Origin of the sequence: Kineococcus aridisoli (assembly GCF_050871885.1) — a bacterium.
In the GTDB taxonomy this organism is placed as follows: domain Bacteria; phylum Actinomycetota; class Actinomycetes; order Actinomycetales; family Kineococcaceae; genus Kineococcus.
Genome location: NZ_JBJLSF010000057.1, coordinates 17,268 through 30,506 on the forward strand (window position 1 = coordinate 17,268; position 13,239 = coordinate 30,506).

Annotated in this window: 12 protein-coding genes and 1 pseudogene; 3 read left to right on the forward strand and 10 right to left on the reverse strand. The window is 77.7% G+C overall.

Annotation, left to right across the window (positions count from 1 at the left end; translation table 11 throughout):
• Positions 1-13: 13 nt before the first annotated feature.
• Positions 14-2,074, reverse strand: coding sequence for a chorismate-binding protein (locus tag ACRYM2_RS15390; protein ID WP_432523283.1), 2,061 nt, complete (start codon positions 2,072-2,074; stop codon positions 14-16).
• 75 nt (positions 2,075-2,149) lie between these two features.
• The gene (locus tag ACRYM2_RS15395; protein WP_432523297.1) at positions 2,150-3,304 is read right to left on the reverse strand and encodes an osmoprotectant NAGGN system M42 family peptidase; all 1,155 of its coding nucleotides are present in this window, start codon (positions 3,302-3,304) and stop codon (positions 2,150-2,152) included.
• Between the two features lie 201 nt (positions 3,305-3,505).
• Here ACRYM2_RS15395 and ACRYM2_RS15400 point away from each other — a divergent pair, with 201 nt between their 5' ends.
• On the forward strand, positions 3,506-4,282 hold the full coding sequence (locus ACRYM2_RS15400) for a DUF6198 family protein (RefSeq protein WP_432523285.1): 777 nt from the start codon (positions 3,506-3,508) through the stop codon (positions 4,280-4,282).
• On the opposite strand, the gene ACRYM2_RS15405 is transcribed toward ACRYM2_RS15400, so the two are convergent.
• The 5 genes from ACRYM2_RS15405 to ACRYM2_RS15425 all read right to left on the reverse strand — a co-directional run bounded on the left by ACRYM2_RS15405 (position 4,210) and on the right by ACRYM2_RS15425 (position 8,924).
• Positions 4,210-5,520, reverse strand: a complete 1,311-nt coding sequence (locus ACRYM2_RS15405; RefSeq protein WP_432523286.1) for an FAD-dependent oxidoreductase — start codon at positions 5,518-5,520, stop codon at positions 4,210-4,212. The two genes, ACRYM2_RS15400 and ACRYM2_RS15405, sit on opposite strands and share 73 nt — an antisense overlap.
• A gap of 1 nt (position 5,521) precedes the next feature.
• Positions 5,522-6,283: a class I SAM-dependent methyltransferase gene (locus tag ACRYM2_RS15410; RefSeq protein ID WP_432523287.1), complete on the reverse strand. Its 762-nt coding sequence runs from the start codon at positions 6,281-6,283 to the stop codon at positions 5,522-5,524.
• The gene (locus tag ACRYM2_RS15415) at positions 6,280-7,503 is read right to left on the reverse strand and encodes a type III polyketide synthase (protein ID WP_432523288.1); all 1,224 of its coding nucleotides are present in this window, start codon (positions 7,501-7,503) and stop codon (positions 6,280-6,282) included. Before ACRYM2_RS15415 ends, ACRYM2_RS15410 begins: the two co-directional genes overlap by 4 nt.
• Positions 7,504-7,596: 93 nt before the next feature.
• Complete coding sequence (locus ACRYM2_RS15420; RefSeq protein ID WP_432523289.1) at positions 7,597-7,926, reverse strand: hypothetical protein; 330 nt, start codon at positions 7,924-7,926, stop codon at positions 7,597-7,599.
• A 95-nt stretch (positions 7,927-8,021) separates the two neighbouring features.
• Entirely contained in the window at positions 8,022-8,924 is a 903-nt protein-coding gene (locus tag ACRYM2_RS15425; protein WP_432523290.1) for a ribokinase, read from the reverse strand.
• A gap of 155 nt (positions 8,925-9,079) precedes the next feature.
• Here ACRYM2_RS15425 and ACRYM2_RS15430 point away from each other — a divergent pair, with 155 nt between their 5' ends.
• Complete coding sequence (locus ACRYM2_RS15430; protein ID WP_432523291.1) at positions 9,080-9,805, forward strand: esterase/lipase family protein; 726 nt, start codon at positions 9,080-9,082, stop codon at positions 9,803-9,805.
• 20 nt (positions 9,806-9,825) lie between these two features.
• Here the strand turns inward: ACRYM2_RS15430 and ACRYM2_RS15435 are convergent, their stop codons facing one another.
• Positions 9,826-10,227, reverse strand: a complete 402-nt coding sequence (locus ACRYM2_RS15435; RefSeq protein WP_432523293.1) for a RidA family protein — start codon at positions 10,225-10,227, stop codon at positions 9,826-9,828.
• Between the two features lie 104 nt (positions 10,228-10,331).
• On the opposite strand from ACRYM2_RS15435, the gene ACRYM2_RS15440 reads away from it, so the two are divergent.
• Complete coding sequence (locus tag ACRYM2_RS15440; protein WP_432523294.1) at positions 10,332-11,315, forward strand: helix-turn-helix transcriptional regulator; 984 nt, start codon at positions 10,332-10,334, stop codon at positions 11,313-11,315.
• Positions 11,316-11,349: 34 nt separating this feature from the next.
• Here the strand turns inward: ACRYM2_RS15440 and ACRYM2_RS15445 are convergent, their stop codons facing one another.
• Together ACRYM2_RS15445 and ACRYM2_RS15450 are read right to left on the reverse strand one after the other, a co-directional pair.
• Positions 11,350-12,954, reverse strand: a complete 1,605-nt coding sequence (locus tag ACRYM2_RS15445; RefSeq protein ID WP_432523295.1) for a methyl-accepting chemotaxis protein — start codon at positions 12,952-12,954, stop codon at positions 11,350-11,352.
• 30 nt (positions 12,955-12,984) lie between these two features.
• Positions 12,985-13,239, reverse strand: a pseudogene (locus tag ACRYM2_RS15450) (ATP-binding cassette domain-containing protein); the annotation flags it as partial.

A 13,239-nucleotide genomic window follows, 5' to 3' on the forward strand; every position in this document is an offset into this window, starting at 1 on the left:
ACCGATCGGCGGGTCAGGTGCTGAGGGGTTCGCTCGTGAGGGCGGCCAGCGGGGCGCGCAGCTTCAGCAGAACCTCGGCGACCTCGGCGTCGGGGTCGGAGTCGAGCACGACCGCGCCGCCGGCGCCGACGCGCCACTGGCCGCCGGCCCCGTCCCCACCGCCCTCGCCGGCCGCGCCCGGCACGAGGACCGCGGTGCGGATGACGACGGCGAGGTCGGCGGCACCGGTGGTCGACAGCCAGCCGAGGGTGCCGGAGTAGACCCCGCGCGGGCGCTGCTCGAGCGCGTCGACGATCTCGGTGGTGCGCAGCTTGGGCGCCCCCGTCATCGACCCGGGCGGGAAGCAGCTGCGCAGGCAGTCGACGGCGCCGGCCTCCGGGCGCAGCCGGCCGCGCACGGTCGTCACCAGCTGGTGCACCGTGGGCAGCGTCTCGACGGCCATGAGGTCGGGCACCACCACCGTCCCCGGCGCGCACACCCGGCCCAGGTCGTGGCGCAGCAGGTCGACGACCATGAGGTTCTCCGCGCGCGTCTTGGGGTCCGAGCGCAGCGCGAGCGGGTCGCTCTCGAGGGCCGCCGTGCCCTTGATCGGCCGGGTCTCCACGTCGCCCGCGGTGCCCACGTGCAGGAACCGCTCCGGGGAGCTGCCCGCCACGACCGCGCCGCCCAGGCGCAGGAACGCCGCGTAGGGGGCGGGGTTGGAGCGGCGCAGCCGGCGGTAGGCGTCCAGGGGGTCGCCGACCGCGGCCACCCGCGCCTGCGTCGTCAGGCACACCTCGTAGCTCTCCCCCGCGCGCAGCTGCTCCTGCGCGGCCAGGACCTGCTCGCGGTAGCGCTGCGGCGGGGTGTCCAGGACGACGGGCACCGCCGGCGGTGCGGGCGGCGGGGGCGGTGGCGGCAGCCGCCGCAGCGAGCGGGCGGTCTCCCGCGACCACTCCCGCGCGGCCCGCTCCTGCGGCTCGCGGCCCGGGCCGTCCCGCTCGACGAGCGCGACGACCCAGGTGGCGTCCCGCTCGTGGTCCACGGCCACGAACCGGTCGCAGAACAGCCACGCCGCGGCGGGCAGGTCGTCGCGGCGCTCCGTGGGGTAGCCGCACTCCGCGCGCAGCTCGTAGCCGGCCCAGCCGACGAAGCCCCCGGCGAAGGCGAAGGGCAGCGCGTCGGCGCCCTCGACCCCGCTGCGCTCCAGCTCGGCGGCCAGCCGGTCCAGGACGCCGGGACCGGCGGGCAGCTCGCGGGCCAGGGGGCCGGTGCCGTCCCCGAGGAAGGAGAAGCGGCCCGAGCCCGCCCCGCGGGCGGCGCTGTCCAGCCAGAAGGCCGTGGTGGACGCGCCGAACAGGTGGGTGAACGCCGCCTCGGTGTCCACGGCCGGGCCGGTGCGCTCGGCGAGCACCCGGTAGCGCGGGAGGCGGTGGCGCGACGCCGGCCGCGCGCTCGCCACCCGCCCGCTCGCCGACGGGCCCGGCGCCGCGGGCCGCCCGGCCGCCGCGGGGAGCGGGCCGCCGCACCAGCGCACGAAGTCCTCCACGATCCGCGCCCCGCCCGTGCTGGCCACCGACTCCGGGTGGAACTGCACGCCCACCTGCGGGCGGGTGCGGTGGCGCAGCGCCATGAGGACCCCGTCGGCGGCCCACGCCAGCGGCTCCAGCTGCGCCGGCAGGGGTTCGGCCACCCGGAAGGAGTGGTAGCGCGTCGCGGCGAACCCCTGCGGCAGGCGCGCCAGCAGGGAGGTGCCGGTGTGCCGGACCCGGTCGACGTGCCCGTGCCGCGGCTGCGGGGCCGCCTCCACGACGGCGCCCGCGGCCAGGGCGATGCCCTGCATGCCCAGGCAGACCCCCAGCACGGGGACCTCGCTGCGGCGCAGCACGTCCGCGGACAGCGCGAAGTCGCGCGGGTTCGCCGGGTGCCCGGGACCCGGCGACAGGACGACCCCGGCGAAGCCGGCGAGGTCCAGCTCCCCCGGCGCGACGTCGTCGTCGCTCACCACGACCGGGTCGGTGCCGGTCGCGACGGCCAGCAGCTGCACGAGGTTGTGGGTGTAGGAGTCGTGGTTGTCCACGACGAGCCAGCGCACCGGGGCAGCCTGCCAGACCCCCGGACCGGCACCGGCCGGGGCGAGGACCGCCCGGCCGGGGGGGCGGCGGGGCGCTCAGTCGGGGACGACGGTCCGGTCGAGCGGTTCCAGGTCCGCCGGCTGGACGCTGACGCTGGGGAACTCGGCGAGCGGGCCGTGCTCGCTGCGGTCCCAGTCGGCGAAGGTCAGGCCGCTCTGCAGGTACACCACGAGCAGCCGGGCCAGGGCGACCAGGCCGTCGACGTGCGCGCGCTCGTGGCCGTGGCTGGAGTCCAGGCCGAAGCCCAGCAGCGCGTGGCGGGCCTCGATGCCGGCCTCCAGGGCGGGGGCGGCGTCGGAGCGGTAGTGCCGGTAGACGTCGCGGACGGCGGGGATGCCGTGCTCGCGGGCCAGCGCGTGCAGCCGCCGCGAGAGGTGGTAGTCGAAGGGGCCGGTCATGTCGAGCATGCCGATGCTGGCCAGCTCCTCGCGGGAGTTCTGCCCCTCGGCGACCACGGCGTTGTCGACGGCCACCAGCTCGGCCACGTCGGGGGCCAGGCCGTGGGTGGCGCCGAAGCCGACCTCCTCGCCGATGGTGACCAGGAACTGCGCGCTGACCTCCAGCGGCACGTCCGCGTCGCGCAGCGCCTTCAGCGCGGCCAGGCAGGCGGCCAGGCCCGCCTTGTCGTCGAGGTGGCGCGACTTCACGTAGCCGCCGCGGGTCAGCTGCGGCGCCGCGTCGAGGGCGACGAAGTCGCCGACCTCGACGCCCAGCTCGAGCACGTCGCGGGCGGACTCGACGGGTTCGTCGATGCGGATCTCGACGACCTCCCAGCCGACGCCCTGGGTGTCGATCTCGTCGCCGAAGGTGTGCCCGCTGCTCTTCAGCGGCAGGACGGTGCCGGTGTACACGCGGTCGAAGTCGTCGGTGAAGATCGTCACGTGCGCGCCCTCGGCGAAGCGCGCGCTGTGGCTGCCGACGGGCACGACCTCCAGGCGGCCGGTGTCCTTGATGCGCTTGACCATCAGCCCGATGGTGTCCGCGTGCACGACGACGGCGCGGCGCACCACGTCCGTGCGCCCGCGCAGCGTGGCCCGCAGGATGCCGCGGCGGGTCAGGTCGAACGGCAGGCCGAGCTCGGCGATGTGCGTCCCGACCGCCTGCATGACGGCGTCCGTGCGCCCGGACGGGCTGGGGATCCGCAGCAGCTCCATGAGGGTGGAGGTCAGGTACTCGACGTCGATGGGCAGGTCGCGGACGGTGGCCCCGGCGCTCGAGGCGGCGCTCGAGGCGGTGGGTCGGCTGGTGCTCACCCGGCCGATGCTCCCAGGTGCCCGCGGCCGGTGCGCACCTGGTGGACCCCGGGCCGGCGTGCCCCGCGCGGCGCGCGGTGCGAGGCTGGGGCAGGCGACGAGCCCGCGCGCCACCGCACGCTCCCGGGAGACCCAGCAGTGCAGTCCTCGCACGGGGCGGCGCGCCGAGCGCGTGCCGCCGCACGCCCCACCCCCTCCGCTCCCCCCTCCGGCAGCCCCGCCGGCAGCCCCGCCGGTCGGCGCGCACCGCTGCCGCTGCGCCGCGCCGCGCAGTTCGTCCTCGGCCTGGGCCTGTGCGCCACGGGCGTGTGGGCCTCGCTGCGGGCGGGTCTGGGCGTCTCCTCCTGGGACGTCCTGCACGCCGGGCTGGCCGCGCGCACCGGCGTGGGCTTCGGCGTCGTCGTGGCCGTCGTCGGCGTGGCCGTCCTCGGCGTCTCCTCGCTGCTGGGGGTGCGCCCCCGGGCGGGCACCTTCGTCAACGTGGCGCTCGTCGCGCTGCTGCTCGACGCGCTGCTGGCCACGAGCTGGCTCGACGGCCTGCCCGGGGCGCCGCCGGCGCTGCGGGCGGCGGTGCTGGCCGCGGCGGTCGTGCTCATCGGCACGGGCGGCGCCCTCTACGTCGGCGCGGGCTTCGGCGCCGGTCCGCGCGACAGCCTCATGGTGGCCTGCCACCTGCGCGGCTGGCCGATCGGCGCCTCCCGGGTGGTCATCGAGGTCGGCGTGGTGGTCGTCGGCTGGGTGCTCGGCGGTCCGGTCGGCGCCGGCACGGTCGTCGTGGCGTTCACGCTCGGGCCCGTCACCCAGCTGGCCTTCCGGCTGCTGCGCCAGGACCCGCAGGCCGGTCAGCGCCCGCGCCCGGCCCCCGCGCCCGACCCGGACCCCGGCGCCGCCGGCCGCGCCGACCGCGCCGCCTGAGCCGCCCCGGGCGCCGGGCCCGCACCGGCCCAGCGCATCGAGAACGCCGCCGCCAGGCCGTGGCGGGCGGGGGTGGCCAGCACGGCCCGCAGCACCCCGTCGCGGGCGGCGCGCACCACCGCCGGCACCGGCCGGCCGAGGCGCGTGTTGGCCCCCGCCTGCCACGCCGCCCGGTGGGCCGCGGCCAGGCGGCGGCGCTGGAAGGCCACCAGCTCGGGCACGTCGGCGAGCTCGCGGCCGTCGCCGGCGCGCAGCTCCCGCACGAGCAGCGGGGCCAGCTCGCGGGCGTCCAGCCAGCCCAGCGTCATGCCCTGGCCGCCGATGGGGCTGATCTCGTGCGCGGCGTCCCCGAGGACGACCCGGCGCCCGTGGACCATGCGCCCGGCGATCCGGCGGCGGACGGCGAACGCGCTGACCATCGAGTTCGAGCCGACGTCGAGCACCGCGCCGGTGCGCCGCGCCACGAGCTCGGCCAGCCGCTGCGCCTGCTCCTGCCCCGGTCCCTGCCCCGGTGACCGGGCCGACCCCTGCGCCGGCGCCCACCCGGTGTGCGCGACCCAGCGGCGCACCCCGCCGGGCAGCGGGAACGACTCCACGACGCCCTCGGGTTCGAGGTGGATCGCCGCGGTCCCGGCGTCGGCGCTCGTGTCGGCGAAGTCGCCCATGAGGTAGGTGTCCGGGTACGCCCGCACCCGGGCGGCGGTGCCGGCCGGCTCGCGGGCGCACCCGTGCGCGCCGCCGGCCTCGACGACGACCCGGGCGGTCCAGGTCTCCGCGCCCCCGCCGGCACCGGCCGGTGGGGTGGGCCGCACCAGGACGCGCACCGGCCCCGCACCCGCGTCGCGGACCTCGAGCACCTCCCGGCCCCGCCGCAGCGCGCCGGGGGCCAGCTGCGCGAGGCGCTGCTCCAGGACCGCCTCGGTGCGCTGCTGCGGCAGCGTCAGCACGAACGGGTTCTGCGGCCAGGCCCGCTCGAAGGTCAGGGAGCCCAGCAGGCGGCCGCGGCTGCGCGCCTGGCCGGTGTGCACCCGGGCACCGGCCGCCACCACCGCCTCGCGCACGTCCAGCTCCTCCAGCGCCTGCAGCGCGGGCGGGTGCAGGCCGATGGCCCGCGAGTGGGTGCTGGGCTCGGGCCGGCGCTCCAGGACCGCGACGTCGACGCCGTGCCGGGCCAGCAGCGCGCCGAGGAAGAGCCCCGTCGACCCGCCGCCGACGACGAGCACCTCGCAGGCCGGCACGTCAGCGCGGTCCGTCGCCGGCGGGCGCCTCGCCGGGGAGGGTCTCGCCGGGGAGGGCCTCGCCGGGGAGCCCGTCGTCGAGCAGCAGGTTGCGGGCCGGCCACGGCCGCTCGACGCGCCAGCCGGGTCCGGCCGCCGCCGCGAGCTCTGCGGGGGTGTAGCTGCGCCGGATCGAGGTCAGCCCGTCCTCGCGCACGAACGAGCCGGTCGCCAGCGGCAGGGTCCCCAGCGAGAACAGCCGGTACGCCCACGCGCCGCGGGCGATGTCGCTGTGCGCGACCCGGGCGCGGGCCAGCGCGCGCGAGTCGTCGAGCAGCGTGCGCAGGGCGTGCTCGTCGAGGTGGTGCAGGACGTGGTTGGAGACGACGATGTCGAAGCGGCGGCCCTCGGCCACGAGGTCGCTGCTGTGGGCGCAGCGGAAGGCCACCCCCGGCACCGGCGGCTGCCGCGCCGCCCAGGCGTGCGCCCGGGGGTCGGGGTCGATGCCGGTGACCTGCGCGCGGCGGCCGTCGCGGCGCGCCCAGCGGGCCAGCGCCCGCGCCAGGTCGCCGCCGCCGCAGCCGACGTCGAGGATCGTCGTGACGCGGTCGTCGCGCAGCAGCGGCCGCACGTGCCGGCGGTAGGCGAGCTGCCAACCGGCCACGACGGCGTTCACGGCGCGGAACTGCGCGTAGGTGCGCTCCAGCGCGGGCAGGTCGCAGTCCGGGTCGTCCATGAGCTCGACGGCGGTGCGGTCGCGCGCGCGCAGGTCGGGCAGGCTCACCGGGCGCCCAGCAGTTCCCGCCGCGGCCCCGCCGGGACGGGCACGGTCGCGTCCTCGCCCACGCTCTCGGGCGCGTTCCCGGGTGCGGTGCGCGCCACCGGGGAGCCGACCCGGGTGAACAGCCCCGACTCCACGGTCAGCCCCGGACCGAAGGCCATGGCGCACACCCGCTCCCCCGCCGCGGCCCGCGCCAGGACGTCGCGCAGGACGAACAGGACGGTGGCGCTGCTCATGTTGCCGAAGTCGCGCAGCACCTCGCGCGAGGGGCGCATCTGCTCGGCCGACAGCCCCAGCGCCGTCTCCACCTTGTCGAGGATGCTGCGCCCGCCCGGGTGGACGGCCCAGTGCTCGACCTCGTGGTGGGCGCTGCCGCGCAGCGCGGCGTCCCGGGCCAGCAGCGGGGCCAGCGCGGACTCGACGTGCTCGTCGATGATGTGCGGCACGTAGGAGCCGAGCACCATCTCGAAGCCGTTGTCGCCGATGCTCCACGCCATCGCGTCCTCGCCCACCGGCGTCAGGACGCTGGCGAAGTCGTCCAGCTGCAGCGCCGGCGCGGCGCCGAGGTCGCGGCCGGTGACCACCGCGGCGGCCGCGCCGTCGGCGAACAGCGAGGCCCCGACGACGGTGTCCTGGTCGTCGCGCACGCGCACGTGCAGCGTGCACAGCTCGGCCGCGGCGACGAGGACGACGGCGTCGGGGTCGGCGCGGCAGATCGCGTTCGCCTGCCGCAGCGCGGGGAAGGCGGCGTAGCAGCCCATGAAGCCCACGTGCGAGCGCTGCACGGACGGCTGCAGGCCGAGGGCGCGCACGATCCGGTAGTCCGGGCCGGGGGCGTGGAAGCCGGTGCAGGAGGCGGTGACGACGTGGGTGACGTCCCCGGCGCCGACCCCCTCGCACCCGGCGAGGGAGGCCGCCGCCGCCCGGACGAACAGCTCGTCGGCCTCCCGGGCGTAGACGGCGTTGCGCACACCGGTGCTGGGGTCGAGCAGCCGGCCGGTGGCGGGGTCGAAGAAGGCGGTCGCGCCGGCGCCGGCGCCGGGGGCCAGCTCGGGGAGCACGGTGTGGCGGCGCTCGATCCCGGAGGCGTTGAACGCGGCGGTCGCCAGCCGGGCCCCGAGCCGGCTCAGGCCGGGTTGGGCGGCGAAGAGGTCGCGCAGCTGCTGCTGGACGAGCGCGGTGGGTGGGACTGCGACCTCGATCGACCGAAGGGTGACTGCCATGGGCTCATCAGACGCCAGCCTCGCCCGCTCCACAACGCGAGGTACGGCCCGCACCCGGGCCGGTGGCGGGGCGACCGGCCCGCCGGCGCCCGCTCAGCCGCCCGTGCGGCGCGAGCGCTGGTAGTCCGTCCACGCCCGCGTGCAGGCCTCGCAGCGGCAGCCCAGGTTGCGGTAGCCGTTGGCCGAGCCGTGCCGCTGGTCACCGGGGTCCGCCCGGAAGGCGGCGGCCCGCTGCTGCGCCGACGGCCGCGCCGCCGCGACCCCGACGCCGAGCTCGGCCCGCCAGGTGCGGATCGTCGGGTGGCTGACCCCCAGCGCCCGGCCGGCCTCCTGCTGGCCGAGGTGAGCCGTGGCGCCCACGGCCTCCTGCCACGTGGCGTAGCCGGCGCGCCGGGCCACCTCGTCGCGGTCGTGGCGCGGCATCGCGGCTCCCCGGGGTGCTGGGACCGGGTCCCGCACCCGGCCGGGCACCATCGTGCACCGGCGGGTGCGGGCCCGGGCGCCCGGGCCCGCGGCCGTCAGCGGGCGGCGGCGCGCTCCAGGAAGGCGGCCAGCTCCTCGGGCGTCGGGTACGACGACTGCGCGCCCGGTCGGGTCGCGGCGAAGGCGCCGACGCCCACCGCGTACCGGGCGGCGTCGGCGAGGGTGTCCCCCGCCGCCAGCCGCAGGGCGGTCGCACCCGTGAAGGCGTCGCCGCAGCCGGTGGTGTCCACGGCCTCGACGGGCACCGCCGCCACGTGCACCGGCTCGGCGTCCCCGTCGTGCACGACGCAGCCCGCGCTGCCCCGGGTGACGATCGAGCGCCGCACGCCGTGCCCGCCGAGCTGGGCGGCCTCGTGCTCGTTGACGAGCAGGACGTCGGTGAGCGCCAGCAGCTCGTCGGGGACGGGACCGTACGGCGAGAGGTTCGTGACGACCACGGCACCGGCGGCGCGGGCGGCCCGGGCGGCGGCGAGCACGACCTCGGTGGACACCTCCAGGCACAGGCAGAGCACGGCCGCACCCGCGAGCACGTCCGCCGGCAGGTCCGCGGGGGCCAGCGTGCCGTTGGCCCCCGCGGAGATGACGATCGTGTTCTCCCCGGCGTCGTCGACGGTGATGACGGCGGTCCCGGTCGGCACGTCCGGCCGGGTGGCCACGCCGGAGACGTCGACGCCGGCGGCGGCGACCGAGGAGCGCAGCAGCGCCCCGTTGCCGTCGTCCCCGACGGCGCCGACCAGCGCGACGTCGCCGCCGAGCCGGCCGGCCGCCACGGCCTGGTTGGCGCTCTTGCCCCCGGGCAGGACGACGAGGTCCTCCCCGCGCAGGGTCTCCCCCGGGCGGGGGAAGCGCCGGGTGCGCACGACGAGGTCGGCGTTCAGCGACCCGACCACGACGACGCGCCCGCCGCCGCCGCGCTCCGGAGTGGTCTTGTCCGGCACGTGCTGCTCCGCTCCGTCGGGGACGATCCAGGGTGCGCCGCTCGGCGCAGGGACCACTGAACACTCCCCCGCCGCCGGGGTGGCCCGCGGGGTCCGCGGCCGCGCGGGGCACCGCCGGGCTGCGCGCGCGGCGCGGGCCTGGTGAGCTGCTCGCCGTGGTCCCTCGTGCGGCGGTGGTGTGGTGGGCGTGCGCGGACTGGTGGTACGCGCTCCGCTGGGAGCTGCGCAGCCTGCGGCGCCGCGCCTCGCCGCCCGGGGAGGGGGGCGGGGACGGGGACGACGGGCGGGGGGCGGTGCCCGTCCTGCTGATCCCCGGCGTCTACGAGTCCTGGCGCTTCCTGGAACCGCTCACCGAGGCGCTGCAGGCCGGCGGGCACCGCGTGCACGTCGTGGACGCCCTGGGCTTCAACGGCGGGGAGGTTCCCGAGGCGGCCCGGGCCGTCCGCCGCCACGTCGACGAGCAGGGCCTGGGCCTCGGGCGCCCGCTGGCGCTGGTCGGGCACAGCAAGGGCGGGCTGATCGGCAAGCAGCTGCTGGCCGACGACCCCGACGGCCGCTTCCGGCACCTCGTGGCGGTCAACACGCCGTTCTCGGGCTCGCCCCTGGCCCGCCTCGTGCCGCTGCGGGCGGTGCGCGCCTTCGCGCCCGGCGGGCAGGTGCTCCGGGAGCTGGCCGCGCGCGAGGACGTCAACCGGTCCATCACCTCCATCTCCAGCCGGGTCGACCCCAACGTCCCCGGTTCCAGCCGGCTGCCGGGTGCGCGCCACGTCACCATCGACACCGTCGGGCACTTCCGGGTGCTCGCCGACCCCCGGCTGCAGGCGGCCGTCCTGGACGCCCTCGCTGCGCTGCGCGCGCCCGGAGCACCCGGGCAGGTGTGAGCGGGCACCCGGCCGCGACCTCAGCCGACGGCGGTGCCCTCGAGCTCGACGAGCTGACCGGGGACCGCCAGCCGCACCACCCCGAGCAGCGTGGTGGCCGGCGCCACCCCGGCGGCGCTCAGCCGGGCGGCCAGCACGCCGTGGTGCTGGAGCAGCAGGTCGACGTCGGTGGTGAACACCCCGAGGCGCACGAGGTGCGCCAGGGACATCCCCGCCGCGTGCAGCACGGCCTCCAGGTTGTCCAGGCTCAGCGCCAGCTGCGCGGCCAGGTCCCCCTCGTGCTGCGGCCGGCCCTGCCCGTCCAGGGCGGTCTGCCCCGAGCAGTACAGCGTCCTGGTGTGCCCGGACACGAGCTCGCCCTGGTCGAAGCCCAGCTCCAGCGACCACCTCACGGGGTTGACCGCCGTCCGCTCCACCGTCATCTCGGCTCCCTCCGGTCCGCGGGGCCGCGGGTGCGGCCCCCGTCCCGGCAAGCCTGCCGCTGAACTGCGACACCTCCTGTCGTGCATCCGGCTACGGTTCCGGGGTGCGCGCCGACCGGCTGGTCTCGCTGGTGCTGCTGCTGCGCCAGCGCGGCCGGCTCAGCGCGAGCGAGCTGGCCCGGGAGCTGGAGGTGACGCCCCGCACCGTGCAGCGCGACGTCGAGGCGCTGTCCGCCGCCGGCGTGCCCGTCTACGCCGAACGCGGCCGCTACGGCGGGTACGCGTTGCTGCCCGGCGCCGGGAACCCGCTGAGCGGGCTGACCGGGGTGGACGGCGACGAGGCCCTGGCCCTGCTGGTGGCCGGTCCGGGGCCCGGCGGGCGGGTGCTCGGCCTGGGACCGGCGCTCGCCTCGGCCGTGCGCAAGGTGGTGGACGCGCTGCCGCAGGAGCACCGCAGCAGCGCCGGCGACGCCGCCCGGCGGGTGCTCGTCGACCCGCGGGCCGACCTGGTCGGCCACCGGCGGATCGCCGACGAGCTGCCCGCCGCGGTCGCGGCCGAGGTGCGGCGCGCGGTGCTCGCCGGGCACCGGCTGCGCCTGCACTACGCCGCCGCCGACCAGCCGCCGCGGTGGCGCACGGTGGACCCGATCGGCCTGGTGACCGTGGGTCCCCGCGGCTACCTGCTCGCCAGGAGGTCCGGCGCCGACCGCACCTACCGGCTCTCGCGGGTGCTGGCCGCGCAGGAGCTGCCCGAACCGGCGCAGCGGCCGGAGCGGGTCGACCTGGACCGGCTGTGGCGGGAGCGGTGCGCGCAGTTCCTGTCCGGCGGGGACCAGGTCACCGCGCTGGTGCTGGTGGACCCGGCGCGGCGGGAGGACCTGCTGGGCACCGCGCTGGCCGTCCGCGCCGAGGAGCCCGAGGCGGACGGCCGGCTGCGGCTGCAGGTGACCTTCCAGGACCTCGAGCACGCCGAGTGGGCGCTGTGGCGGCTCGCCGCGGACGCGCAGGCCCTGGCTCCGGAACCGCTGCTGGCCGCGCTGCGCGACCGCGCCGCCGTGGTCGCCGCCCGCTACGGCAGGCCGTCGTGAGCGAGGAGGGGCGCGCGCGGCTCCCGGCCGCCGGTCAGCAGCGGAAGGTGCCCACGACGGTCTGCAGCTTGGCCGCCATGGCGGCCAGCTCGGCGGCGGCCTGCTGGGAGCGGGCGACGCCGTCGGTGGTGGTGCGCGCGGCGTCGGCGACACCGTGGATGCCGGCGGCGATCTGGTCGGCGCCGACGGCGACGTCCCCGACGTTGCGGTTCATCTCGCTCGTGGTGGCGGTCTGCTCCTCCACCGCCGCGGCGATGGTGACCTGGAAGGAGTTGATGCGCTCGATGGTCTCGGAGATGCGCCCGATGGCGGTGGCCGCCTCGGCGGAGTCGTCCTGGATGACGGCGACGCGGCGGGTGATGTCCTCGGTGGCCCGCGCGGTCTGCTGAGCCAGCTCCTTGACCTCCCCGGCCACGACCGCGAACCCCTTGCCCAGCTCCCCGGCCCGGGCGGCCTCGATGGTGGCGTTCAGCGCCAGCAGGTTCGTCTGCTCGGCGATGGCGGTGATGGCCTTGACCACCGAGCCGATCTCGGCGGAGGACTGCCCCAGCCGCGCGACGGTGGCGTTGGTGGCACGTGCCTCCCCGACGGCGGTGGCGGCGACCTCGGCGGCCTGCCCGGCGTTCTGGGCGATCTCGGCGATGGAGACGCCCATCTCCTCGCTGCCCGCGGCGACGGTCTGCACGTTGGCCGAGATCCGCCCGGCGGAGGCGGCGACCACGTCGGCCTGGGTGGAGGCCACCTCGGCGGAGGCGGCGATGCGGGCGGAGACGCCGGTCAGCTCCTCGGAGGACGCGGCCAGCGTGCCGGCCGATTCCGCGATCGCCTGCACGGCCTCGCCGACGCCCCGCTGGGCGCGGCGCAGGGAGTCCGCCATCTGGCCCAGCTCGCAGGAGGTGCTCACCGCGATGGGGCGGGTCAGGTCGCCCTCGGCCATGCCGTCGACGGCGTGCGCGACCCGGCGCAGCGCGCTGACGATCATCCGGGAGACGAACAGGGCCAGCGCCACGCCCAGGGCGAGCCCGACGACGAGGACGGCGACGGTGCTGGTGCGGGCGGCGGTGTAGGTGTGCTCGTTGTCGGCGACGACGGCACGGGCCTGGGCCTGCTCGTACTCCTCGACGCGGTCGAGGGCGCCGGCCATGCGCTCGATGACGGGCTGGGCGACGTCGTCGCGCACCCGCTGGTAGCCGGCGAGGTCGTTGGCCCGGCTCAGCGGCAGCATCTGCTCGTCGCGGACGGCGCGGAACTCCGCCAGGGCGGCGGTGAACTCCTGCCAGTCCGCCCGCTGCCCGCGCAGGCCCAGCGCCTCGTAGGCGGCGGCGGCCTCGTCGAGGTCGGCGTCGGTGTCCGCGATCTTCTGGTCGTAGGTCGCCATCGACTCCGCGTCCTGGGAGACGGCGTGGTTGGCGACGAGCATCCGGGACTTGATCTGCTCCTGGTGCACGTGCCCGCGCTCGACGAGGCCCATGACGTTCTGGTCGTACAGCTTCTCGGTGCCCGCGCTGGTGCTGGCCAGGGACTTCACGCCCACCGCACCCACGGCGACCGCCACCAGCGCCAGCAGGGCGACGACGGCCAGGATGCGGGTGCCGACCTTGCGGTCGGCGACCCATCGGGAGAGGGGGTTGGACTCCATGGCGGGCGCTCCTGGTGCGGATCACGGCGGGCGGGCAGGTGCCACTCCCGCCGTTCCATCGGCGACCACCGCCGCGTCCTGAGCGGCCGGCCCCGGTCGACGGCGTCGCCGCCGCCGGCCGGGCCCGCGCACGGATTCACCCCCCACGGACACCGTTCCGCTCGTCGGCCGGTCCAGTCCCGCGACCAGGCGCAGCAGCGTCGACTTGCCGCTGCCGGAGGCGCCGAGCAGCGCGACCGTGCTGCCGGCGTCGATGCGCAGGTCCAGGTCCTGCAGGACGCGGTG